The sequence below is a fragment of the Chitinophaga cymbidii genome, from assembly GCF_007992715.1.
GTDB lineage: Bacteria > Bacteroidota > Bacteroidia > Chitinophagales > Chitinophagaceae > Chitinophaga > Chitinophaga cymbidii.
On record NZ_BKAU01000010.1, the window covers coordinates 24192 to 47952 of the forward strand.

General features: G+C 52.7%; 20 protein-coding genes. 11 read left to right on the top strand and 9 right to left on the bottom strand.

The features are described 5' to 3' along the window. The first annotated feature begins 2 nt into the window (after positions 1 to 2). The 6 genes from uxuA to CCY01nite_RS26190 all read left to right on the top strand — a co-directional run bounded on the left by uxuA (position 3) and on the right by CCY01nite_RS26190 (position 9355). Entirely contained in the window at positions 3 to 1160 is a 1158-nt protein-coding gene (gene uxuA / locus CCY01nite_RS26165) for a mannonate dehydratase (RefSeq protein WP_146867531.1), read from the top strand. Between the two features lie 82 nt (positions 1161 to 1242). Beyond that, complete coding sequence (locus CCY01nite_RS26170) at positions 1243 to 1836, top strand: RNA polymerase sigma factor (RefSeq protein WP_146867532.1); 594 nt, start codon at positions 1243 to 1245, stop codon at positions 1834 to 1836. A gap of 60 nt (positions 1837 to 1896) precedes the next feature. Next, positions 1897 to 3078: a FecR family protein gene (locus CCY01nite_RS26175; protein WP_146867533.1), complete on the top strand. Its 1182-nt coding sequence runs from the start codon at positions 1897 to 1899 to the stop codon at positions 3076 to 3078. Positions 3079 to 3350: 272 nt separating this feature from the next. Continuing rightward, complete coding sequence (locus CCY01nite_RS26180) at positions 3351 to 6602, top strand: SusC/RagA family TonB-linked outer membrane protein (RefSeq protein ID WP_186831281.1); 3252 nt, start codon at positions 3351 to 3353, stop codon at positions 6600 to 6602. A 16-nt stretch (positions 6603 to 6618) separates the two neighbouring features. Beyond that, positions 6619 to 8103 (top strand): RagB/SusD family nutrient uptake outer membrane protein, encoded by a 1485-nt coding sequence (locus tag CCY01nite_RS26185; RefSeq protein WP_186831282.1) that lies wholly within the window; start codon positions 6619 to 6621, stop codon positions 8101 to 8103. A 13-nt stretch (positions 8104 to 8116) separates the two neighbouring features. After that, the gene (locus tag CCY01nite_RS26190) at positions 8117 to 9355 is read left to right on the top strand and encodes a TlpA family protein disulfide reductase (protein WP_146867536.1); all 1239 of its coding nucleotides are present in this window, start codon (positions 8117 to 8119) and stop codon (positions 9353 to 9355) included. Between the two features lie 64 nt (positions 9356 to 9419). Here the strand turns inward: CCY01nite_RS26190 and CCY01nite_RS26195 are convergent, their stop codons facing one another. The 3 genes from CCY01nite_RS26195 to CCY01nite_RS26205 form a co-directional block, all read right to left on the bottom strand. Further along, positions 9420 to 11975, bottom strand: a complete 2556-nt coding sequence (locus tag CCY01nite_RS26195; protein WP_146867537.1) for an alpha-L-arabinofuranosidase family protein — start codon at positions 11973 to 11975, stop codon at positions 9420 to 9422. Positions 11976 to 12018: 43 nt separating this feature from the next. Beyond that, on the bottom strand, positions 12019 to 15261 hold the full coding sequence (locus CCY01nite_RS26200; RefSeq protein WP_222614507.1) for a beta-L-arabinofuranosidase domain-containing protein: 3243 nt from the start codon (positions 15259 to 15261) through the stop codon (positions 12019 to 12021). Between the two features lie 187 nt (positions 15262 to 15448). Next, positions 15449 to 16000, bottom strand: coding sequence for a PhnA domain-containing protein (locus tag CCY01nite_RS26205; protein WP_146867538.1), 552 nt, complete (start codon positions 15998 to 16000; stop codon positions 15449 to 15451). 96 nt (positions 16001 to 16096) lie between these two features. Here CCY01nite_RS26205 and CCY01nite_RS26210 point away from each other — a divergent pair, with 96 nt between their 5' ends. Continuing rightward, complete coding sequence (locus CCY01nite_RS26210) at positions 16097 to 16570, top strand: protease (RefSeq protein WP_146867539.1); 474 nt, start codon at positions 16097 to 16099, stop codon at positions 16568 to 16570. Here CCY01nite_RS26210 and CCY01nite_RS26215 read toward each other — a convergent pair whose 3' ends face one another. The 4 genes from CCY01nite_RS26215 to CCY01nite_RS26230 all read right to left on the bottom strand — a co-directional run bounded on the left by CCY01nite_RS26215 (position 16571) and on the right by CCY01nite_RS26230 (position 19180). After that, a complete protein-coding gene (locus tag CCY01nite_RS26215; protein ID WP_146867540.1) occupies positions 16571 to 17002 on the bottom strand; it encodes a DUF2147 domain-containing protein in 432 nt (143 codons plus the stop codon). A gap of 98 nt (positions 17003 to 17100) precedes the next feature. Beyond that, positions 17101 to 18042 carry an SPFH domain-containing protein gene (locus tag CCY01nite_RS26220; RefSeq protein WP_146867541.1) on the bottom strand — a complete coding sequence of 314 codons (942 nt, stop codon included), beginning with the start codon at positions 18040 to 18042 and terminating at the stop codon, positions 17101 to 17103. After that, a complete protein-coding gene (locus CCY01nite_RS26225; RefSeq protein WP_146867542.1) occupies positions 18039 to 18488 on the bottom strand; it encodes an NfeD family protein in 450 nt (149 codons plus the stop codon). Before CCY01nite_RS26225 ends, CCY01nite_RS26220 begins: the two co-directional genes overlap by 4 nt. Before the next feature lie 83 nt (positions 18489 to 18571). Further along, positions 18572 to 19180, bottom strand: a complete 609-nt coding sequence (locus CCY01nite_RS26230; protein WP_146867543.1) for an START domain-containing protein — start codon at positions 19178 to 19180, stop codon at positions 18572 to 18574. 174 nt (positions 19181 to 19354) lie between these two features. Between CCY01nite_RS26230 and CCY01nite_RS26235 the strand changes: the two genes are divergently transcribed. Continuing rightward, entirely contained in the window at positions 19355 to 20179 is an 825-nt protein-coding gene (locus CCY01nite_RS26235) for an alpha/beta hydrolase (protein ID WP_146867544.1), read from the top strand. Between the two features lie 85 nt (positions 20180 to 20264). Here the strand turns inward: CCY01nite_RS26235 and CCY01nite_RS26240 are convergent, their stop codons facing one another. Beyond that, positions 20265 to 20528 (bottom strand): hypothetical protein, encoded by a 264-nt coding sequence (locus tag CCY01nite_RS26240; RefSeq protein WP_146867545.1) that lies wholly within the window; start codon positions 20526 to 20528, stop codon positions 20265 to 20267. Positions 20529 to 20619: 91 nt separating this feature from the next. Between CCY01nite_RS26240 and CCY01nite_RS26245 the strand changes: the two genes are divergently transcribed. Further along, complete coding sequence (locus CCY01nite_RS26245) at positions 20620 to 21009, top strand: acyl-CoA thioesterase (protein WP_146867546.1); 390 nt, start codon at positions 20620 to 20622, stop codon at positions 21007 to 21009. A 50-nt stretch (positions 21010 to 21059) separates the two neighbouring features. On the opposite strand, the gene CCY01nite_RS26250 is transcribed toward CCY01nite_RS26245, so the two are convergent. Further along, a complete protein-coding gene (locus CCY01nite_RS26250) occupies positions 21060 to 22514 on the bottom strand; it encodes a family 43 glycosylhydrolase (RefSeq protein WP_246130059.1) in 1455 nt (484 codons plus the stop codon). A 127-nt stretch (positions 22515 to 22641) separates the two neighbouring features. Between CCY01nite_RS26250 and CCY01nite_RS26255 the strand changes: the two genes are divergently transcribed. Together CCY01nite_RS26255 and CCY01nite_RS26260 are read left to right on the top strand one after the other, a co-directional pair. Continuing rightward, positions 22642 to 23046 carry an RrF2 family transcriptional regulator gene (locus CCY01nite_RS26255; protein WP_146867548.1) on the top strand — a complete coding sequence of 135 codons (405 nt, stop codon included), beginning with the start codon at positions 22642 to 22644 and terminating at the stop codon, positions 23044 to 23046. Between the two features lie 61 nt (positions 23047 to 23107). Next, positions 23108 to 23752, top strand: a complete 645-nt coding sequence (locus tag CCY01nite_RS26260; RefSeq protein ID WP_146867549.1) for an NAD(P)-dependent oxidoreductase — start codon at positions 23108 to 23110, stop codon at positions 23750 to 23752. Positions 23753 to 23761: the final 9 nt, after the last annotated feature.

A 23761-nucleotide genomic window follows, 5' to 3' on the forward strand; every position in this document is an offset into this window, starting at 1 on the left:
TAATGCATGAAACCATGCGGTGGTTCGGGCCGCATGATGCAGTTACCCTGCGGGATATCCGGCAGGCGGGTTGTGCCGGCGTTGTAACGGCGCTGCATCATATCCCCGTGGGGGACGTATGGCCGGTGGCCGACATTCAGCAGCGGAAATCCCTGATAGAAGCGGAGGGCATGCGCTGGACGGTGGTGGAGAGCCTGCCCGTTAGTGAAGACATAAAACGCCAAAGCGGGCACTATCATGCGCACATCGAAAATTACAAAACAAGCCTGCGCAACCTCGCCGCCTGCGGTATACAGGTGATCACCTACAACTTCATGCCAGTGCTGGACTGGGTGAGAACGGACATCAGCTACACCCTGCCGGCCGGGAGCAAAGCGCTGTACTACCAGCACGCCGCCTTTGTGGCGTTTGACCTTTTCATGCTGGAAAGGCCAGACGCTGCAAAGGATTATGATGAACAGGAGATTTCCGCGGCACAGGCATGGCTGGAAAATCATACCGAAGAAGAGCGAAAAAACGTATTCCACAATGCCATGCTCGGCCTGCCGGGCAGCACGGGCCGTTTTACGCCGGACGAGATACTTGCTGCACTGGCAACCTACAAAGATATCAGCGCCGGAAAATTGCGGGAGCACCTGTTTCATTTTCTGCGCGAAGTAGTGCCCGTAGCGGAAGAACTTTCACTGAAGATGGCCATCCATCCGGATGATCCGCCTTACCCGGTACTGAGCCTGCCGCGTATTGTCAGTACAGAAGAGGATTTACGGGCAATTATAAACGCGGTGCCCTCGCCCGCAAACGGATTGTGCTACTGCACCGGATCGCTCGGTGTAAGGCCGGATAACGATCTCACCGGCATCATCCGGCGGCTGGGAGATCATATCCATTTCCTTCATCTGCGCAATACCCGTCGCGATAACTTCGGGAACTTTTTTGAAGCCGATCACCTGGATGGTGATGCGGACATGTTCGCCATCGTCCGTGAGCTGCTGCTCCTGATGAAACGCCGGAATACCGCGTTGCCGGTAAGGCCGGACCACGGCCACCAGATGCTCGACGACCTGCACAAGACCACCTATCCCGGCTATTCCTGCATCGGCAGGCTGAAGGGGCTTGCGGAGCTGCGGGGCCTGCAATTGGGCATTTCCCGGATGTTGTAAAACCCTACTTTTTCCCGCTGTTATTATCTACTTAGGATTTTTTATAATAGTTTGCGTGCAAGAAACATCGCATATATTGTAATTGACCAACAACCAGTCATACGACGAACATGCATTGCTTTCGCGCATTGCGGAGGGAGATGAAAAGGCTTTTACCGTACTTTTTGACCTTTACCTCGGAAAGCTCAAGCCTTTTGTTGAGAAGCTAAGCCCTTCACCCGCGGATGCCAGGGAGATCGTCCAGGAAACTTTCATCCGGCTGTGGCTGAACCGGGACAAGCTGCCGCAGGTCACCAACATCGGCGGGTACATCTTCCGTATCGCGGCCAACCAGTACCATATGGCCGTGCGGAGAGCGCTGCTGCAGGACAAAACGCTGGACGGCTTTAAAACCACCATTCATCATTCCGCCAACCCTACGGAACGAACGGTCCGCCTCAACGAGCTGCAACGGCTGATCAACGAAGCGGTGCAGCGGCTGCCGGAGAAACGCCGGCAGATATTCCGGCTGAGCCGCAACGAAGGAATGACCATCGCCGAGATCGCCCGGGCACTGGGCCTTTCACCGAAAACGGTGAAGAATACCCTGTTCACTGCGTTAGCCAACATCCGCGAATATCTCGCCGCCGCGGGCGAGCTGGGACTTTGCTGGCTGATCTTTTGCCTGGCCGCATAAAAAAATATTTTTCCCGGGAATAGGCCCCCTTGCCACCGGGGCGCATCTTTATTACAGAACATGGAAAACAAACGGTTATATGAACTGCTGGCCGCCCTCGCAGCCGGCCGGCTGACGGAACCTGAAAAAAAAGAACTGGCGGAGCTGTCGCTGGATGAATCCGGCGCGGAAGCCTTTCAGCGGCAGATCGCGGAATTGATGAAGGTGATGCCGGAGGAGGCGGTGGCGGATAAAACGGAATGGCTGACGTTGCTGAATGATGTGATGGCCACCGACAAAACGGCCGGAGCGCCTGTTCCCCTGCGCCGCGTGCATTCCCTGCGCCGCTGGGGCTGGGCGGCTGCGTCGGTCGTATTGCTGCTGACCGCAGGAGCTTATTTCCTGGCCTCGCGGGAAAGCGCCCCGCCGCAAACGGCCCGCAATACCATTATAGCGCCGGGCAGGCAGGGCGCCATCCTTACACTGGCCGACGGCAGTGAAGTGCTGCTGGATAGCCTGAAGAATGGGATCATAGCCCAGCAGAACGGCACTCGGGTGGTATTGCAAAACGGCCAGCTGGCCTATGACCGCTCTGGCGAAAGTTCCGGGCAGATCGCCTATAACACCATGAAAACGCCACGGGGCCGTCAGTTCAGCGTGATGCTCCCGGATGGAACGTTGGTCTGGCTCAATGCCGCCAGCTCCATTCGTTATCCCACTGTGTTCAACGGTAAAAACCGGACCGTTGAAGTCACCGGTGAAGCATATTTTGAAGTAACCGCCAATGCCAGCCAGCCTTTTATCGTGCAGGTAAAGGACAGGATGTCCGTAGAAGTATTGGGCACGCACTTTAACGTGAATAGTTATGAAGACAAAGAGGTGATCAGAACAACGCTTTTACAGGGCAGCGTAAACGTAAACGCCACTACCGGTTCCCGGCTGCTGCTGAAACCGTCACAACAGGCTTTGCTGCGGCAAAACGGTGTGCTGGACCTTGATCCGCATCCTGATATTGACCAGGTAATGGCCTGGAAAAACGGCATCTTCTATTTTGTGGATGCGGAGCTTCCCGAGATAATGGAACAGCTTGCGCGCTGGTACGATGTGGAAGTGAGATATGAGCTGGGTGTAAAAACACAATACTTTTCCGGCAAAATGCAGCGCAATATCCAGCTTTCGGAAGCGCTGTTCGTGCTGCGTATGAGCGGCGTGAACTGCCGGATAGAAGACAGGAGCATTATCGTCAGTCCTGGCGCCAACTGACCGGGCGTCTGCCAAAACCAGCATCCTTATTTATTCATCAAACCGACTGTATATACTTATGACTGAAAATCTGTAATCATCTGTCCCGTATCCAATAAAAACCGGGAACGATTGAGCCCGTTCCCGGCATAGCGATTGGATGACCGGCGCCACAACAATTGTCTTACTTATTATTGATCACCGTCAACCAACAATGCAAATGTATGCAATGGAATCGTCATGTTAAAATCCTTCTCCTATGCGGGCAGGTCCCAACCAAATTGATGTTAGCGATGAGATTGACCCTCGTTTTAACGATAGCAGCCTGCCTGAATGTATCGGCCGGCACATATGCTCAACAGGTTTCTTTATCTGTAAAGAATGCTACGCTCCGGCAGGTTTTTACCGCCATTGAAAAACAGACAGGCTTCCTGATCTTTTATAACAACGATGTTCTGAAGGAAACAAAACCTGTTACCATCGACGTGCGGAATGCCAGCCTGGAGCAGGTGCTGAAGACTATATTGGAAGAGCAGTCGCTGCAGCATTCCATTGTCCGTAAAACCATCATCATCAAAAAAGCGCCACGGCCGGCAGAGCCTCCAGTCCCGGAGGTCGTACAAACACCCGTGAACGGGATCGTGCGGGATACTACCGGTATGCCGATCGTAGGTGTGAGCATTGCCTTGAAGGGCACTAAAACAGGCACGGCCACTAATGCGGAAGGAAAGTTCTCCATCGATGCCGCACCCGGCAGCGTATTGGTGGTTTCTTTCATCGGTTATCAGCCGCGTGAGGTCACCGTCGGACAACAAACCTTCCTCAACATCATATTAAGAAGGAGCGTGTCCGCGCTCGACGAAATGGTCGTAAAAGGATATTATTCCACCAGCAGACGCCTGAATACAGGAGCAGTAGGAACGGTAAGCGCGGAAACTATCGAAAGGCAGCCGGTAGGAAACCTGCTTAACGCCCTGAAAGGCGCGGTCCCGGGATTAGACGTGAGGCAGTCGTCAGGAACGCCGGGCGCCGCCGTTCGCTTCAATATCCGCGGACTGAACAGCATCATGGGCGACAACGAGCCGTTCATACTCGTGGATGGCGTTCCGCTGCCAACGGTTAATATCAACACTCCGGACAACATGTTAGGCGCATTTGGCGGGCAGAGTGTTTTCAATTCCATCAATCCGAATGATATTGAAAGCATCGAAGTATTGAAAGATGCAGATGCCACCGCCATCTACGGGTCCAGGGGCGCCAATGGCGTGATCCTGATTACAACTAAAAAAGGCAAGGCAGGCAAAACGGAAGTAGGGGTCAACCTGTACCAGGGAATTGGTAAAGTGGGCACAAAAACAAAAATGCTTGACACGCGGCAGTACCTCGACATGCGATATGAGGCCTTTGCGAATGATGGCGTCGATTGGACCGCCGCCAACGTTTCTGCGCCAGACCTCAAGCTTTGGGACACTACCCGTTATACGGACTGGCAGCAATTGCTCATCGGAGGTACGGCTCACTATACGAATGCCCAGGTCAGCCTGAGTGGCGGTAATGCCTTAACTTCCTTTTCGTTTTCCGGAAGTTACTGGAAAGAAATAACCGTATACCCGGGAGACTTTTCTGATAAACGGCTGTCGGCCAGGTTCTCGCTGAACCACCGTTCAGCGAACGACAGGCTTCGTTTCAACCTTACGAATTTATACGGCCATGATTTTAACCAGTACCCGTCATTCAGCGTTGTTGCCGCATACACGCTTCCTCCGCATGCACCCGCGCCGTACAACGAGGAAGGTCTGTTGAACTGGGAGGGAGGAAGCTGGTCAAACCCTTTTGCCGCCTTATTCCTCACGTCGGAGATGAAAACCCACAATCTCAATACGAGCGCGCAGGCGTCGTACCGCCTATTGAAACATCTCTGGATAAAAGCTAATGCAGGTTATAGCAGGATCGATAATGACAACGTTGCCCTTCAGCCGAAAAAAGGCTTGAACCCTTTCAATACCAGCAGCGAAAGCAGGAACGATTTCAGGAATACAAAACACGGCAGCTGGAATATCGAACCTTATCTGGAATATGAGCAAATGGTGTGGAAGGGCAAACTGTCAGTTCTCCTTGGCACCACTTTCCAGGAACGGACAACCAACACATCTGTGATCTCGGGAAGGAATATCGTTGATGATGCCTTGATTCGAAATCCCGCCGCGGCCGACAATATTGATGTGTCGGGAAATTCTTTAGTATACCGGTACAACGCGGTGTTTGGAAGGGTGCATTATAATGTGATGAACCGCTACGTCCTGAATCTCACAGGAAGGAGGGATGGTTCGAGCCGCTTCGGCCCCGGCCGGCAATTTGGGAACTTTGGTGCGGTGGGCCTGGCCTGGATATTCTCCGAAGAGGAGTTTGCGAAGAAAGGGCTGCCGTTCCTGAGCTTCGGGAAGCTTCGCGGCAGCTACGGAACTACCGGGAGCGATGCCATAGGTGATTATGAGTATTGGTCGACTTATTCTCTCGGCTCGGCAAGCACCGCCGGCGGCAGGGGATTGCGGCCGGACAGGTTGTATAACCCTTATTTCCACTGGGAGTCGAACACGAAATTCGATGCAGCCCTCGAACTTGGATTTAATAAAGGAGAACTCCTGGTTTCGGCGAATTATTATAACAACCGGTCCTCGAACCAGCTTGTCGGAATCCCAATGCCTTCAATGGTCGGATTTGGAACGCTGAATGGAAACATCAACGCAACGGTCAGGAACACCGGCTGGGAGTTTAACGCAAGTTCAGTGAATATAAAGGGAAAAAATTTCCAATGGCGTACCACAGCCAATTTCACCATTCCGAAAAATGAGCTGGTATCTTATCCCAATCTTGAACAGTCAACTCACGCTAGTTCATATGCCATCGGACAGTCGCTTTCTCTTCAAAAAGTGTACAATCATGTAGGTGTTAATCCACAGACCGGCATCAACGTATACCGCGACCGGAACGGGAAGGACACTTCGTTCATGACCTCGATCTTTTTCGCGCTGGCCGACCGTGTTGTCATGATCAATGCCGTTCCGCATTTTTATGGAGGACTTACAAACTCCTTCGGGTTCAAAGATTTTACGCTAGATGTCATGATCCAGTATTCCAAACGGACAAGGAACACCGACATTGCGACGCTGAACGGCGCCCTGCCAGGCATGGCTAACAACATTCCGCTGTATGTTTATGAGAACAGCTGGAGAAGCCCCGGAGATGTAAGCCTGTTCCAAAAATTTACGCAGGCTACCAACACCGCTGCTTACCGCTCAAGAATTCAATCCTCCGCTGATGCGTATTACATGGATCTGCACCTGTTGCGGTTGAACAATGTTTCTCTTTCCTGGAAGCTGCCGGAATCCTGGCAGAAGAAGCTGCATGCCAGTAACGCCAGGGTATATATGCTGGGACAGAACCTGCTGACGATCTCGAATTTCAAGGGTGTGGACCCAGAGGCCGGTACCACAGCCCTTCCGATTATGAGAGTATTTACGGCCGGTGTTCAAATCAGTTTTTAATCATTAAATGAGAACAATGATGTTCACACAATATTTAAACCGGAATTTATTTAAGGCAGCCTGTGTAGCCGGTGTTACATTATGCCTTGCCAGCTGTAAAGAGTTTGTGACTATTGATCCCCCCGCCAGCGCCATGGTGCAGGAAACCGTTTTTGCAGATGCGCGCACGGCCGTGGCTGCGCTACAGGAAACTTACAGCCGGGTGAATAATATTTATACCAACGGCAATATTCCAGGTGTGCCTTTGTTGAACGCCCTGTATCCCGATGAATACAGGCTAACAACAACCAACAATACACTGCGGCTGATCTACACGCTTTCCCCCGATTCCCGTGATATTTCATTCAATGGGGTATGGAGCAGCGCCTATTCAGCTATTTTTCGCGCAAACGCGGTGCTGGAAGGTGTCCGGAAATATGGGGCTTCCATTCCTGCTACGGCCGGAGAGCAGATCATGGGGGAAGCATTGTTCATAAGGGCCTATACCTATTTTTTACTGATCAATATTTATGGTGACGTGCCGCTGTTGCTTACAACGGATTATGAACGTAACAGGCGCGCTGCGCGAACTCCTCAAGACCAGGTATACGCACAAATTGTAGCGGATCTGACCGATGCCAGGGAATTAATGCAGGCGGATTATCTGGATTTTCTTAATGTATCGTCAACAATGAGGCTTCGGGCCAATAGTGGTGCGGCAGACGCATTGCTGTCAAGGGTTTATTTGTATACGGGCGAATGGGAAAGCGCGGAAAGGCATGCCACGACTGTAATCTCGAATACGCTCACTTACAACCTTGAGAAAATTCCCGCAAATGCATTTAATATAGGTTCAAAGGAAACCATCCTTGCCTTTGAAAACAATTTATTGAACTATCCGCGGATCGCGTCGTCGTTCATATTAAACTCAAATCCGAATAATTCAACCTCATCAAGCGCAATAGGAGTGTTAAGTGACACCCTTCACAATAGCTTCGAACCGGGAGATAACCGTGCGCGCGACTGGGTAGGTGTTTTTACCAGCGGCGCCAGTTCCTTTCACTATGCCAGCAAGTTCAAGGTTAGCACAACTTTACAGCAGTTTTTCCCCGCCATCAGGCTTGCGGAAATCTACCTGATTCGCGCAGAGGCGCGCATGGAGCAAAACAAGTTTGAATTGGCTATAGACGACGTGAACAAAATAAGGGACAGAGCAAGGGCGGAAGCAACCGTTGACGTGCCAGACCCGCTACCGGAATTGCCTTACGGCTTAACGAAAGAGGAGATACGTATCGCAATAGAGAAAGAACGCTTTACGGAACTGTTCATCGAAGGGCACCGCTGGTTTGACCTGAAAAGGTGGAGGGGACTGAATGATGCGGCCATCAGCCGCGCCGAGGAAGCGATGCCGGCTATATCCACCGCAAAAGGCGCTACCTGGCAACCGCATCTGATAGTACTTCCCCTGCCGCAGACAGAAATAGAATTGAATACGAACCTGGTTCAGAACCTGGACTATTAATCAGCAATCGATCATGAAGCTTTTACAAGTAAACACCCGGGTTTTTTGTCTGTTGTTCTTTGCGTTTCCGATGTGTTGCATCGGCCAGCCGGCAAAAGAATACCAGGATATGAGGCTCACAGGTACGCTCGATCCGGTTTATAACCTGCGATATGTCGATTCAGTGAATGTGAGCTACTATAACAATCGCCTGCTCCCCGGCGGAGGACGCATAACCGTATCGGTTCCGGTTCATAACAACCGTTTCTCGGCATGGGTGCCTCCCTTACCTGCGGGTGACAGGCTGGTGCTCAGGCTCAGGTACCCGGAAATGCCCGATTCCGCGGGAAGAATCCTTGACGTGGGAGGGGTTAGCCTGATGACAGGCGATTCAATTGTTGAACTTTCTATCGGCAAGGGCACATATAATCCCCGGCTGAAAAAGTTTGCGCTTAAAGCCGATGTTGTTACCGGAGAGCAGAATATAGCAAGACTAGCCTACCTCGGGGCGATGCGCCTGCGAAATAACATCACCGATACGCTCAGGAAAAAGCTGTATGAAAAGACCATCGATTCGATGGCGTACAACACAGCTATGCAAAAGGCCAGTGAACTAAGGGATAGCATCGACAGGGATTTTATCATTAGGCATCCTTCTTCGCTACAGTCGCTGAACATTCTGGAAACAATAATTGGACGGTATCTGAACAAACAAGGGGGATGGAACGCAAGCGGAAATAAACGCTTGACGGAAATTGACAACCTCTTGCAGGCGCTTGACCGATCGCTCAGGGACAGCGAAAAAGCGCAACACCTCATAACGAGCCTCGATAGGGCACGCGAAATGAAGCTGATTCCGTTTACCGGCATAATGCCTGACGGGAGCGTATTTGATGTCGCCAGCCTTGAAGGAAAGGTTTTTCTGATCGATTTCTGGGGAAGCTGGTGCGGCTGGTGCCGCAAAAGTCATCCGCACCTGAAAGAATTGTACGAAAAATACAAAGACGAAGGTTTTGAGATTATTGGCATAGGCGAAGAATTTGGAACAGGCAAAGAACAGTGGGACCGGTTTAGAAAGGCAATTGCCGCCGACGGCATCACCTGGCCCCAGATACTGAACGATCCGGCCAGGCAGGACGTAGTTTCGGATTACATGGTGCAAAGCTTCCCCTCAAAATTCCTGATCGACCGGAATGGCAAAGTGGTGCTGAGGGTGCTTGGCGACAGCGAGGGGCTGCTTGACGCCAAGCTAAAGGAGCTTTTCGGCAAATAAAGCAGTTATTGTAACGCTATGGATATCTTGTGGCTTTGGTTGCCGGCATTTTTTGCTGCACCTTTTATTTTGCGTTGATCCGGATGACCGTGAAGGAATAGGCGGGCAGCTCCACCTCAAATTCTTCCGCTACTTTAAAAGCCGCAGTCACAGGGCGTACGTCCCGGTCATCCGGCTTGCCCTGCAATACGGTCCTGGCTGCATCGGAAGCCGCCATGCCCGGCATGTTCACTGACGTATTAACGGCTACGGGCAGGAGGTTGACCATCTTTACGATCACATCCCCGCTTTTGGTATCCCTGACTACTGAAACGGCTATACGTTTTCTGACGGCCTCTCGGTCGCTGGAAACCGTGATGGCGCCGGGCAGGTATTGATCCCCGGCATGCTGGCCGTATAGCTTCTGCACTTCGTAGCCAACAGTGGGCTTAACTTCGGTGTTGTTAAAATAAATCAGGTCGGGATTCCACTGCGTATGCCCTTCTTTTGCGAGCAGCGGAGCGTAAGACGCCATGCTCACCACATCGCCGTTGCGTTCCAGCGCGGTCAGGTACAGCGCTTCGGCCAAAGCGGTTTCCAGGTTATTGGGGCGGCCGGGGAGATGCGCGGCATATTCACCCAGGTAAACTTTCGAACGGGAGCGGTCGTAGCTATCGTAGTAATCCTGGTTGTGGATGAACCATCCGGGCGGCTGGTAATAATGCTCGTCCACCATGGGCACGCCCAGTTTTGTTGCAATGTCCCATCCTTCGTTATAATCCGTTCCTTCGGAGAATGGCCCCACGGTGCCGATGACGGTGATCTCCGGATGCGCTTTTTTCATGGCTTCGTAGATCATGGTGAACCGTTCTTCAAATACATCGGAGATCAGGTCTTCATTGCCGATGCCGATGTATTTCAGGTTGAAGGGTTTTGGATGACCGGCTTCCGCGCGTTGCTTTCCCCATTTCGTATTGGCGTCACCGTTGGCATACTCCACGAGGTCTATGATATCCTGTATGAACGCATCCATTTCTTCCATCGGGATGCCGCCCTGCTGGCCGCCGCCGCCGGTGGCGGAGTTCTGGCAGGGAACGCCCGCTGCAATGACGGGCACAGGTTCGGCGCCGATGTCTTCACAGAAGCGGAAGTACTCGAAATAACCGAGGCCGGCGGACTGATGGTATCCCCAGAGGTTACGCTGCGGCTTGCGGGCTTCCAGCGCGCCGATGGTATTTTTCCAGCGGTAGATATTGTCCAGCCCGTCGCCATGCGCCACGCAGCCACCGGGGAAACGCACGAAGCGGGGATGTATGTCCGCTATCACCTGCGCCAGGTCTGCCCGCAGGCCGTTCTTCCGGCCTTTGAATGTTTTTTGCGGGAAGAGGGATACCATGTCCAGCGACAGCCGGCCTTTGGAAAGCGGTTGCAGTTCAAGCTGCGCGTCTTTGGCGTCCGCCGTGGCGGTGAGCACCGCGCGGGAAGTTTTCCATCCGCCGGCGGATGTGTTCACGGTGGCCTGCGCCAGCACGTTGTTCTGCCCGTCTACCAGGCGCACCCGCAGCTTGGTGCCCGCGTCCTTCGTCAATATTGAAAGATCATATTTCTCTCCTTTCTTCACCGCGATCCCGTCAAATCCCGCATTCACCAGCGCCGCGCCGGGAGTGTTTGTTTCCAGCACGGCGTAGTGCGGGTTGTTGGGATGAACGGGCGCCGCGGAATCGATCGTGAAGGAGGCGTTATCGCCTTTCAGGCTCCAGGAATGCTTGCTCGTCCAGCTTTTATCCCTTCCTTCCTTATCGCTCAAGGCATATTCAAAACCGCGGTTCTGCACGAGTTCCGCATACAGACCGCCGTCCGCGGCATAGTTGAGGTCCTCGAAGAACACGCCCATCAGCAGGTCGCTGATCGGCATGGCTTTATCAGGATGTATGGTCAGCTTTGCCTGCACGGGTTTCAGGCCGGCGAAGCGCTCCGCGTCCTGCCTGGTGGTTTCGCCGTAGAGGCTGCTTTCGTGTTGCTTCCGTCCGTATGCCCTGATGAGCCCGTCTACCACTTCCCACTTTACTTTATGCTGCTGCCCGGTAACAGTGCCGCCGGGCAGGTGGACGGTGGTATTGGCGGGTGATACCGCCGGTACTTCGGCAGCGGGCGTATAGGATGAAAAATCTTTGGTGGTGATGCGGTAGGATTTGCCGTTGGCGCTGGCATACGTGATGGCATATACGCCGTTATCATATTGCAGCACCGGGCGCAGGAAATTATCGCCTTCGCTGATAGCAGGATAGCTTTGCCTTCCCCAATACACCAGGTCGGCAGATGATACGTGGGCAAACACCTGCTCCCGTTCGTTCACGCTCCAGATGCAATGCCATCTGCCGTCCGGCGCCTGCAGCAGAAAGGGGGCGTTGATGCGTTTCTCGCTGCCCCAGCGGCCGTAGTCGCTTCTCAGGTAGCTGTGTCCGTTGCCGATGCTGTGCCAGTTCCCGCCGTCGCGGCTCCAGGCAAAGTGCAGGCCGCTGCGGCCGTCGGTGGCGTAAGAGAAGAGATAAACGGAATCGGGTTCGTGATGAGCTTTTGCGAATGCTGTCTGCCAGCTGAGCGCCAGTATCAGGCTTAGTTGTAATAGCACTTTTTGCATCTTTCGGATCAATTGTGATATGTATATTTCTTCGTGAGGCCAGTTATTTTTGCAGCCATCTTACTTCGTAAATGTTAGCGGTTTGTGAGCCCTGTACGGCGGAGAATTTTACGGTCAGCTGTCCGCTGGCAGGAACGGGATAGTCCACGGTAAAGAACGCATCGCCATGGCTGCCGTCCAGCGACACTTCCGCGATGTTGCGGTCGTTTACGAGTATGTGAAAATGCCGGTCTTTCTCCCGCCCGTAGTAGGTGACGCGCAAAGTATTGCCCCGTTTTGTTTTATCCGTCAGCCGGTAGCTGAACCAGCCTTTTGCATTGCGCCAGTGGCGGTCTTTGTAAACGCCGGTGCGGGAGTTTTCCGCTGCGAGGAAGTGATCGGATTCCGGTTGCTGCTCACCGCTTTTAACCACATCCACGGTGATGCTGTCCAGCTGCGCGGCGGCGGCTTCTTCCCGTGCCAGCTTTTCTTTGATGCCCTGCAGGCTGGCGGGCGTTTCCCGCTGCCAGTAAGTGATGTAGCGGGAATCATGCAGCTTGTAGAAAGGGATCAGTTCCAGCGATTTATACGACGCGGGTTGAATGATCTGTGCGGCGGTGAAGGTCAGCGGTTTGCCGGGCACGGGGCGGATGTATGGTGTGATGCTGGTATCGTTGCTGATGAACATGGGCATTTCGTGGAGGGGGTATTTTTTCCCATGCGCGCTATGTCCCATCCGGCTGTCATCCGCCCATAAACCGGGCATATCCTGCTGGCTGGTCTTTGCCGCCAGCACAACCGGGCCATGCAGTACGGCCGCATAGTTCAATCCGTCAGGAAGTAATTCCGTGGTGGTATGCATCGGTAGTGTTACTACTATTTTGTCGCCTTTCTTCCATTTTCTTTTGACGGACACCCAGGAGGATGGATTGTTTTGTATATCGATAGGTTGACCGTTCAGGCTGACTTTCATGGCGCCGGGCGATACCCAGGAAGGATAGCGGATGTGGATGGCCAGTTCGTTCTTTCCGGCCTGATCTATCGTGATCGTTGTTTTTTCTTCTTCCGGGAAACGGGTTTGCTGTGTGAGCTTTAACCCCTGTTCTTTCCAGGTCAGCTTCGAGGGAATGAAAAGATTTACGTACAGCTCTTTTGTATCATGGGCATAGATCATTTCGTTGTACTTCGCATGATTTTCCATGCCGGAGCCTACGCAGCACCACATGCTGGTCTGCGGCTGCGAATACACGCGGTAATGGCCGGGGCGCATGGAGGTGAAATACACAAAGCCGCCTTTTACGGGATGCTGGGTGGATAAAATATGATTGTACAATGCTCTTTCATAGTAGTCCATATACTTCGCCTGCGGGTCCGACTGGTAGAGCAGCTGCGTGAGCTTGAGCATGTTGTAGGTGTTGCAGGTTTCCGGTCCTTCTTCGCTGGTGATCATCGGCGTAAAATTATCGGAAGGATGAAAATGTTCCCTTACGCTGTTGCCGCCGATGGCTACTGTGCGGTGCGCCACCACGGTTTCCCAGAAGAAGCGCGCCGCGCTTTCATACGCCGGGTCGCCGGTCAGCTGCGCGATCCGTTCAAATCCCACGATCTTTGGTATCTGCGTGTTGGCGTGCAGGTTATTCAGCCTGTCTTCTCCCTTTTCCAGCGGCTCCAGGATGGCCTGGTGGGAGAAGCTGCGCGCGGCGTCCAGGTATTTTTTGTCGCCGGTGAGCTGGTATACGTCCGCCAGCACTTCGTTCACGCCGCCATGTTCTGTTTGCAGCATCTCCTGCATCTGCTGCGGGAAGAGGCTGGCGGCGAGCTTTACGAACCAGTCGCTGAAGCGGATGAGCATGCTGCGGGCCTGTTGGTTGCCGGCGATGGTGTAAGCGTCGCGGATGCCGGCGTAGGTTTTGTGGATGTTATACAGCGGCACCCATTTTTTGCGGATCGCGCCAATGTCGCCGGACATTACGGCTTTCCATAGTTCCCTGCTGCCGGGTATGCCGCCGATATAGCCGTCACCGTAGTGGTCCTGGCATTTCTTCAGCTCGCTGATCATATAATTCAATCTTTCCAGCGCCTGTTTGCTGCCGGCGCCGGCGTACATCATGGCCAGCGCGGACAGGTAATGCCCGCCGATGTGGCCGTCCAGCCCGCCGCTTTCCCAGTTGGTGTAGCTGGCGGCTTTGGGCGTTAGTCCCGCTTCGCGGAGATAGGGCGCCAGCAGGCGGTCGGGATTCATGGCCAGGATGTATTGCAGGTCAACAGTGCGGGCGTCTTTGAACATGCCGGGCAGCAGCTGCACGTCCCGCAGGGAAAATGCCTGCAGGGAGGGCGCAATGCCCCGGTGGGTGGGCCGCACGGGAATGATATTGCCTGCTTCGTCAAAGGTGATGCGGTCTATGCAGACTTCCCGGTTATAGCCTGCAGCTCTTCCCATTTTGATGCCGTCCGGGTAATGAAAGCGGTGATAAACGATGTACCATTCATCCTTGCCAGGTACCTGGAGAATGGAGTGGTGGCCGGTACCGTAGATCCCCGCAGCAGTGTCTTTCGCTATCACGAGGTTGTTGGCCGGCACGGTGATCTTTCCCACGGGGCCGTCCGCCGTGCCGTAGCGCACGCGGTAGTTGGGATCGCGGGTATCGTTCTCCGACCAGGAAAAGTAGTATTTTCCTTTCCGGTAGAATACGTAGGTGCCTTCGTTGTATTTCCGGTCGGGCGTCATGATCACCGTAGTGCCGGGCACGAGGGAGGTCATGTCTTCCCTCAGCTCCGCCACGGCCATGTAGCCATTGCCCCAGTACAGGTAGCTCTTTCCCGTTTCAGGGTCTGTAAATACGTCCGGGTCGATCTGCTGGCCGCGCGTGACGCCTTCGGGGAATTTGTCGATCAGCGGCTTGCCGGAGTCTGTAAAGGGACCGGTGGGATCATCCGCCACGGCCACACCGATCTTCTGCGCCGCGGTGAAATAGTAGAAATATTTGTATTGTCCGTTTATTTTTTTCTCGATGATGCAGGGCGCCCAGGCGTTGGCTTTCGCCCAGGTTACGTCTGTGCCGAGTTGCAGGATGACGCCTTCATCTTTCCAGTCACCCAGGTCGGGGGAGGAAAACACCTTGAAATAGGTGCCGGACCAGTTGGTAAAGCCGTCACTGGTAGGGTAGATGTAGTATTTACCGGTTTTTTCTGCGTAGAGGATCTCCGGGTCCGCGTAATATCCTTTCAACACCGGGTTGCGGTCTTGCGCGTACAGGTGCGGGACCAGGATCAAAAACAGTGCGGAGAAGGACCAGCGCTTCATCATGTGGAATTTATTTAATGGTAATCATTCTAATGGGAACAACAAGATAGTAATAAAGTGTTGATATGACAATTAAAATTTAAAATATGGTAGAAGGGGGTATGTATATCAATAAGTGATTATTTAACACTTAATATTGGGGCGATAAAAAATGCGGGCACAGGAGCGTGCCCGCATGGGAGTATACCAGTTAACTGCCTTGTTTTCTTACATATTTTGTGAGGATGACGATCACCTGTCCTTCTATTTTTCCTTCGATCTGCTCCGTATTGTTTTCCACGAGCCGGATGTTCTTCACCACGGTACCCATCTTTGCGTTGAGGGTGGAGCCTTTCACATCGAGGGATTTTGTGAGCACTACGGTATCGCCGGATTGCAGCACCTGGCCGTTGCAGTCCCTGTGCAGCTCCACGGCGGCGTCATTTTCGTGGTCACCTGTTGCTTTCGCCAGGGCGAGCGCTTCGTCATCCAGGTACATCATGTCCAGGTTATCCATCGCCCAGCTTTCATGTTTCAGACGGTGAAGCATCCGCCAGGCCACGATCTGCACGCCCGGTACTTCGCTCCACATGGCGTCTGACAGGCATTTCCAGTGGTTGCTGTCCAGCTCCGCTTTCCTGTCGATCTGCGCGAGGCAAGTATCGCAGACGAGAATGCTGATGCCGGAAGCGGGGGGCACTTCATAGCTTTTTACATTGTCGCCAGCCTGGCACAGATCACATTTTCTTTCGTCCTGTTTCATGATAATAGTATTAAAAATTCACGCGAAGATAATATTTTCCAAATGTTCAGGATGCCATTACAATATCTTAATTTGCCGGTCAATAAATACGACCCGATGAGAAATCTGATTGTTATGATGGCGGCCTGCCTGTTTGTATTTTCAGCTTGTACGAATGTGCAGAAAACCACCGCCACCGCGGAAACCCTGGAAACGGTGATGGCCGTTCCCGCAACGGTAAAAGCCGGGGAGCCGGTGCCGCTGACCTTTACGGTGCTGAACCATACGGGGCAGGAGCAGGAGTTTTGTAAATGGCATACGCCGTTTGAAGGATTTATCGCTGCTTTCCTGGACATTAAGGGCAGCGATGGAGAAGCTGTTGCCTACAGGGGCGCCATGGCGAAAAGGATCATGCCGCCTCCCGCGGAAGCCTATATTAAAATACCGGCGGGCGACAGCGTGACGGTGGATATTGACCTGCTGAAAGGATACGATCTGACCAAACCGGGCAAATACCACATCGTTTACCAGGCCGGCGGCGTAAGCGGGCTGGAAAAGGTGAACGAGCTGGACCTTGTTATTACTGAGTAGTTAGTTGGACCTCGTCCATACCGTTGTGCGGCCGAGCAGGGATACGCCTACATAACCGCGGATCTCCAGCGTATTGCCTTTCAGCTTCATTTTACTGCTGTACGTTTTGCCGCTTTTGGGATCATAGATCTTCCCGTCTTCCCATTCACCATCATCAAATTCAAACCCGTTCAGGATAACGAGGTTAAGCAGGCCCCGGTTCCGCAAAGCGGCATCGGGGTTTTTGCTGTCTTTCCGCGGCGTTTTGCCGTCGGCTTCGTAAGCGTTGGCGATCCAGACGAGCTTGCCGGCATAGGTGTCCCCGCTGCGGAATATCTGAATTTTTGCATCTTTTTCCTCATTGAGCCAGATGCCGGTAACGGCATCGGCATGCTGGGCGGGCAACGCCGTGGGCAGCAGCATGAGCATCATCAGCCAAAGGATGTTTTTCATAAGACAACTTTTAGAAAGAACGCTTAAAAGTATGCTTTTTATACAAAAAAAATCCGCTACGGCCTTCGCCATAGCGGATACAATAAGAATGTTCCGTTTTATTTCTTTAACAGCGGCGGCTCCACCTTCGATTTGTTCAATACGGAGGTGATGCTGGATATCACACCGGCAATGTCGGAAAGGTCGGCCGGAACGATCATGGTGTTGTTCGTTTTGGCGAGCTTGCCGAATTCCCCGAGGTATTGCTCGGCGATCCGGAGGTTCACGGCATTCATGCCGCCTTCTTCGTTAATGGACTTGGCGATCTCGCGTATGCCCACTGCCGTGGCGCGCGCGATCATTTCTATTTCGGAGGCGGTACCGCTGGCTTCGTTGATCTTTCTTTGCTTTTCACCTTCGGAGCGGGCGATCATTTCCTGCTTGTCACCTTCCGCGCGGTTGATCTTGGCCTGTTTGTCACCTTCCGATTCCGCGATCAGCGCGCGCTTTTCACGTTCCGCGCGCATCTGTTTTTCCATCGCGTCCTTAATGCTTTGCGGGGGAGAGATGTTCTTCACTTCATAGCGGGATACCTTGATGCCCCAGGAGTCGCTGGCCTTGTCCACCGCCTCCACAATACCGCCATTCACGGTCTCGCGTTCCTCGAAGGTTTTGTCCAGCTCCATTTTACCAATGATGCTGCGCATCGTGGTCTGGGAGATCTGTATCACGGCAAAGCGGTAGTTGTCGATCCCGTAAGAGGCTTTCTGGGGATCGATCACCTGCAGGTACAGGATACCGTCTACCTCCACGGCAATGTTGTCTTTCGTGATACATATCTGCGAGGCCACGTCTATTGCCTGCTCTTTCAGGTTCTGCTTGTACGCGATCTTGTCGATAAAAGGGATGAGGATGTGGAAACCCGCATCCAGCGAGCGGCTATATTTCCCGAGCCGTTCAACGATGTATACCGACCGCTGGGGGACTACCTTGAAGGTAGACATGAAAGCGACCAATATGAAGAGGATCAGGATGATCAGGATGACTGTTGATGTTGTCATAGCGCTTTTGTTGATTTTACGATTAATAAAATGCTTTCATTTCCTATAATGGTGACAGATTCTCCTTCCATGATCGTGTCTTCGGAGCGGGCGCTCCAGCTGCTTCCCCTGAAAGTCACTTTCCCGTTCCGTCCCGGTGCGATGGGCGTTTCCGCCAGTGCCGTCTTACCGATGAATTCGTCATCGACAACCTCGCTGGAATGTTTCCGGGACCAGATGATCCTTTTCATCCACTTTCTGAAAAGCAATACGCTGACCACAGAAGTGGCCAGGAATACGATCAGCTGAAGGTTGAGGGAGAGATCGAGGAAAAGGATCAGGATGGCAACGATCCATGCGCCGACCCCGAAAAAGAAAAGGATCAGCCCGGGTACGGCAAACTCAAGCAGGAACAATATGAAGCCCAGGATAAACCAGATGGCGGCGGGATGTAACAGGTTGTCCATTAGACGCAATTTTTTGTACGTCAAATGTAAGCCTATTCGTTGAAAATATATTCTTTAAATTTAATATTGACGGATGGCTGGATTTATTGCTCGGCAAGGCTTTTGAATTTTTCCATCGTTTTGATGAGGTTGCCGTGCACGATGGGATCGGAAACCCACCGGGGTATTTTCTTGCTGCGGTCTGTGGTAATGAAGTAAGTGACCTTCACGTTCCCGGAATGTGTGTCTTCCAAAATCCATTTTCCGCGCGTGCCGCTGATGCGCGTCATGTTTTCCGCTACCGGAAAGGCGCTGTGGTTGGTGCTTTCAAATGATACTTCGCGGCCGTTGGCGTGGAAGGCCAGGCAGCAGTCCTGGTCGTCGAAGGGCCAGGGTATGTCGTACTGGATATAGCTGATCCAGCGGTTCTCGTCCGGCGTGCGCATGACCTGGTAATGCCTGGCGTTTACATTCCATGCTTTTCCCTTCGCGGGATCTTTCAATGTCCGCATGATATTTTCCGCGTCCGCATGCACGAGGAATACCGCTTTTATTTCTCTTACTTTTTCCCCGGCGCCCGCGTCTATCCATCTTTCGTAAAGAAATACGTTTTCGGACTGCTTGACCAGCCTGAAATCACCGGTATTCGGTTTTGCGAACAGAAACCGGAAAAAAACGATCGTCATGAATAACAGCATGATTGAAAATTTCATTACTCCAATTGTTTAGGCAAATGTGGGGCGAATGCATTTCCGGGCCATGGAATATCCGCCGAGCTGTCGGGGAAGGGGGCTGAGTTGTAGAAATCGGGATTTGCGGGAATGAATGTTAAAGGAAAGTAAATACGGATTTTTTGTATTATTAACCCCTGAAAATAAATTCCCGTCATGCTCAAACGCATTCATTTCCGTATTATGCTGCTGCTCGTTCTTGCAGCAGGCACAGGCAAGGCTGCCTCCGTTGATACCGTGTCTACCTACAGCGCCGCGATGAAAAAGAATATCAAAGCCGTGGTGATCAAACCGGATAGTTATGACAGCCGGCAGCAATGGCCGGTGGTGTACCTGTTACACGGATATGGCGGCAAGTACTCCGACTGGATCTCCAAAGCGCCGGGCCTGAAGGAGGCGGTTGATACTTATGGTATGCTGATCGTTTGTCCGGATGGAGGCGTTGGCAGCTGGTATTGGGACAGTCCCGTTGATCCCGCCTTTAAATATGAAACCTATGTGTCCAGCGAGCTGGTAAAGTGGGTGGACGAGCATTATAAAACCGTCAAAGATAAAAAAGGCCGCGCCATCACCGGGCTGAGCATGGGTGGTCATGGAGCATTGTACCTGGCTTTCCGTCACCAGGATGTTTTCGGCGCTGCCGGAAGCATGAGCGGTGGTGTGGACATCCGGCCTTTTCCGCTGCGGTGGGATATGGCCAAACGTCTCGGCAGTTATGCGGAGCAACCGGATCGTTGGGAAAAACACACCGTTATCAATCTGCTGCACCTGCTGACGCCGGGTGCGCTGTCACTGATCATCGATTGTGGTACGGAGGATTTTTTCTATGAGGTCAACGAAAATCTGCACAGGCAGTTGTTATACCGCAACATTCCGCATGATTATTATACCCGTCCGGGGGCGCATAACTGGGACTACTGGCCGAATGCGGCGCAGTTTCAATTGTTGTTCATGCATAACTTCTTTAACCGGAAGGGTTAACGGGCGGTAGCCAGTAACGGCGTTTGTTCCGGAATCATAGTTCAACCGCCATTCCAATTTCCGGGCGTTCCGGTCTGTTAAGGCATTACGCGGTGGCGGCAGCGGACATTAACCGTACCTGTTCCCATATCTTCGCTACGATCTCCTTGCCCAGGCCGGTCAGCCCCTGTTCGTTATACATCGGCTGATCGCTGTGGTCAGGCTTGATGATGTCGAATGTTTCGGGCAATTGCTCCCACAAATGCCGGTGGGGCCTGATGTGATACACAATAGCGTTAGGCTGGCGCTCTACGTCCATATGGACCATATATTCCATATTGCCCTGCGTAATAAAAACCTGACTGTTCATACGGATACTTTTTATAAGGTTATACAGACAATAATTAAGCCAGCCGATATTTCACATTTTTTTTAATTTTCGGGCCTAAACCGACAATGGAATGAATTTCTACACACGTAAATGGGTGAAGCCGGAAGATCTCAATGCGCACGGTACTTTATTCGGGGGCAGTCTTCTCCGGTGGATCGATGAAGAGGCGGCTATTTATACGATCATCCAGCTGGGCACGAACCGTTGTGTGACCAAATACATGTCAGAGATCAACTTCATCAACTCCGCCCGCCAGGGCGATATTGTAGAGCTGGGGATCAAGGCGGTGCAATTCGGCCGTACTTCCCTGACGCTTACCTGCCAGGTACGGAACAAGATCACGCAACGTACCATTCTTACCATAGACAAGATCGTTTTTGTAAGCGTGGATGAATCCGGCGTGCCGGTCCCGCATAACAAAACGGAGATCACTTATACAGATGAACGGCTGAGGGAGTAAGGGTGAAGTGGTGCGTAAAATAATACGCACCTATGGAAAAATTTCCCCCGTTACCGTATCTCAAACCTCTCAAATTCCGCCGTCATTCCGGCTTCTCCCGCAAAGTTCAAACCCGCCCGCGGGCTTCTGTCCCAGGGAGGCAAAAATGCAACGGACGTGGCTGAACCGGCGCCAAGCTCCTTCCAGCCGCCGGCCTTTTCGCGGTAGTACACCCTGCAGCTGTGGTCCGCCGCCACAGCGAACTTCAGCTGTAGAGGCGTTGCAGCGTTTAAAACGGCGCTGTCGATCACCGAACGTTTATCGTCTTTCACCATCCAGAACAAAACTTTTTTACCCGCTACGCCGACGCCCACGGCTGCATTTGCATCGCCATAAAATACCAGCCCCTTCAAGGCGGCATTTTGATTGGTGACGGTGGTTTCCATTTCAAACGCAGCAGACGCCGGACGTACCGCCAGCGCTACGCCGGAGAGGTTCCTGTCAGCATAGGAGCCGGACAGCCGGAGCTTGCCATTGGCCTGTTTCACAACAGGGCTGGCGTTCCTGAAATCATATTGCCAGCGCTTTGCGATGGTGTTGCCGTTAAATTCATCACGGATACCGGCGGAAACGGGGCGGGGAGTGGCTACCTGCGCCAGCGTAGGCCAGCCGTCCGCGCCGTTCCAAGACAATTTTGCCAGCATGCCCTGGCGGCCGGTAAACACAGTGCTCTGCTTGTTATAAGCATGATAGAGATAGTACAGCTCATTGTTCCCTGCATGCACGAACGTGCCGTGCCCGGCGCATTTCCAGTAATCGTTTTCAGACAGCAGGGGATCGCCGGGTTGTTTTTCGTAGGGGCCTTTGAAGCTAGCGGACCTCGCCACGCGCACATGATAGCTGCAGCCTGACCCGCAGCAGTTGCCGGCTGAATAAAAGAGGTAATACATGCCGTCTTTTTTGAGGATGCTTTGTCCTTCCATACCAATGCGCTCGTCATCTTTCAGCATGGGGAAAATTTCACCTTCCAGCTTCAGGCCGTCCGCGCTCAGCTTGCTGCCAAGAAGCTCGATGGGCCGTTTATCCAGTCCATAAGCCTTGAAGGTCATATATAGTTGCCCGTTGTCGTTGTAGACGAACGCATCGATGGCTTCCTTGCCAAACGCCACAATAATTCCATGATCCCTGAAACCTCTGTCGGGATAACGGGAAGTAGCCACGCCAATGCAGGAAACATTATCGGATTTCCGGCGGGCAGTATAGTAGATGTAATAGGTGTTGTTGTGGAAATAATACTCCGGCGCCCAGAACGAACCGGAGGTCCACTCAGGCATTTTGTCGAAAACATACCCTGCATGCGTCCAGCTTTTCATATCAGATGAGCTATAGATCGGGAAATGCGGCGCCCACTCGGAAGACGTGCCCACCGCATAATAACGGCCGCCCGCCCTGATCACGGAGGGATCGGCAAAATCGCCGGCTATGACGGGAGCAGACAGGTCCTGCGCCTGTGTTCGAACAGTCATCAGCAAAGAGAAACAAAAGAATATGATACGGTACATCAGCGGATAAAAATTTTGCCCTAAGATAGCCGAATTTGGTTTTATAAAGTATTTCCCTTTATCTTTGTACTGTAATTAATTTTATTACAGTATGGGGAATGTGAGATTTGCGACGGCGATACATATTATGACGTTGCTGGCTTATATGGATGAGGAGGTGTTGTCTTCCGAGTACATTGCCGGCAGCATCAATATCAATCCTGTGCTGGTGCGGAAGGAGCTGGTGAACCTGCGTAATCATGGCCTGGTGCAAAGCAGGGAAGGAAAGGGGGGAGGGGCCATGCTGGCAAAGCCGCCGAAACAGATTTTGCTGGCGGATATTTACAATGCTGTGCGGCAGGCGCCGCTGCTGGGGCGTTCCAACCATCCGAATCCCGCCTGCGAGGTAGGCCGCCAGATCAACCGGCACATCGAAGATCTGTACGATAAAGCGGAGCAAACCCTCGTGCACCAGTTGGGAAAAACAACCCTGGCTGATTTTGTAAAGAAATTCTGATTTTTTTTAACTTAAACTGTAATAAAAATACATACAGTTATAATCTTAAAATACGATTGATATGAAAGTAGCATTGATCGGTGCCGGTTTTGTGGGCGCCGCCATTTTGAAGGAATTGTCCGCCCGCGGGCACGAAGTGAAAGTCATTGTGCGTCATCCCGAAAAGGTAACGGTGCCGGATGATAAGGTGACGGTGGTGAAAGGCGATGCGCTGGCCGGCGACCTGTCCACCTTACTGCAAGGCAGCGATGCGGTGGTGAGCGCCTATAACGCGGGATGGACGAACCCCGATCTGTACGCCGATTTCATCGCGGGCTCCAAAGCGATCCAGCAGTCGGTAAAGGCATCCGGCGTTAAGCGTTTCATCGTGATCGGCGGCGCGGGCAGCTTGTATATCAACGGCCAGCAACTGGTAGACAGCCCGCAGTTTCCCGCTGAATACAAAACCGGCGCTACCGCGGCCAGGGATTACCTGGATATCCTGAAAGCCGAAAAGGAACTGGACTGGACGTTCTTCAGCCCCGCGATCGAGATGCACCAGGGCACTTCCGGTGAGCGGAAGGGCACTTACAGAACGGACCTGGAATCACCGGTATTCAATGCGGAAGGTCGCAGCATATTGTCGGTAGAAGACCTGGCAGTGGTGATTGCGGACGAGCTGGAGGAGCCGAAGCATATCGGGCGGCGCTTTACGGCTGCTTATTAAATCCTTAGC

Coding starts and splice junctions, on each gene's coding strand:
- uxuA (WP_146867531.1), top strand. CDS start 3: ATGCATGAAACCATGCGGTGGTTCGGGCCGCATGATGCAGTTACCCTG.
- CCY01nite_RS26175 (WP_146867533.1), top strand. CDS start 1,897: ATGGAAAACAAACGGTTATATGAACTGCTGGCCGCCCTCGCAGCCGGC.
- CCY01nite_RS26180 (WP_186831281.1), top strand. CDS start 3,351: ATGAGATTGACCCTCGTTTTAACGATAGCAGCCTGCCTGAATGTATCG.
- CCY01nite_RS26185 (WP_186831282.1), top strand. CDS start 6,619: ATGATGTTCACACAATATTTAAACCGGAATTTATTTAAGGCAGCCTGT.
- CCY01nite_RS26190 (WP_146867536.1), top strand. CDS start 8,117: ATGAAGCTTTTACAAGTAAACACCCGGGTTTTTTGTCTGTTGTTCTTT.
- CCY01nite_RS26195 (WP_146867537.1), bottom strand. CDS start 11,975: ATGCAAAAAGTGCTATTACAACTAAGCCTGATACTGGCGCTCAGCTGG.
- CCY01nite_RS26200 (WP_222614507.1), bottom strand. CDS start 15,261: ATGATGAAGCGCTGGTCCTTCTCCGCACTGTTTTTGATCCTGGTCCCG.
- CCY01nite_RS26205 (WP_146867538.1), bottom strand. CDS start 16,000: ATGAAACAGGACGAAAGAAAATGTGATCTGTGCCAGGCTGGCGACAAT.
- CCY01nite_RS26210 (WP_146867539.1), top strand. CDS start 16,097: ATGAGAAATCTGATTGTTATGATGGCGGCCTGCCTGTTTGTATTTTCA.
- CCY01nite_RS26215 (WP_146867540.1), bottom strand. CDS start 17,002: ATGAAAAACATCCTTTGGCTGATGATGCTCATGCTGCTGCCCACGGCG.
- CCY01nite_RS26220 (WP_146867541.1), bottom strand. CDS start 18,042: ATGACAACATCAACAGTCATCCTGATCATCCTGATCCTCTTCATATTG.
- CCY01nite_RS26225 (WP_146867542.1), bottom strand. CDS start 18,488: ATGGACAACCTGTTACATCCCGCCGCCATCTGGTTTATCCTGGGCTTC.
- CCY01nite_RS26230 (WP_146867543.1), bottom strand. CDS start 19,180: ATGAAATTTTCAATCATGCTGTTATTCATGACGATCGTTTTTTTCCGG.
- CCY01nite_RS26235 (WP_146867544.1), top strand. CDS start 19,355: ATGCTCAAACGCATTCATTTCCGTATTATGCTGCTGCTCGTTCTTGCA.
- CCY01nite_RS26240 (WP_146867545.1), bottom strand. CDS start 20,528: ATGAACAGTCAGGTTTTTATTACGCAGGGCAATATGGAATATATGGTC.
- CCY01nite_RS26245 (WP_146867546.1), top strand. CDS start 20,620: ATGAATTTCTACACACGTAAATGGGTGAAGCCGGAAGATCTCAATGCG.
- CCY01nite_RS26250 (WP_246130059.1), bottom strand. CDS start 22,514: ATGACTGTTCGAACACAGGCGCAGGACCTGTCTGCTCCCGTCATAGCC.
- CCY01nite_RS26255 (WP_146867548.1), top strand. CDS start 22,642: ATGGGGAATGTGAGATTTGCGACGGCGATACATATTATGACGTTGCTG.
- CCY01nite_RS26260 (WP_146867549.1), top strand. CDS start 23,108: ATGAAAGTAGCATTGATCGGTGCCGGTTTTGTGGGCGCCGCCATTTTG.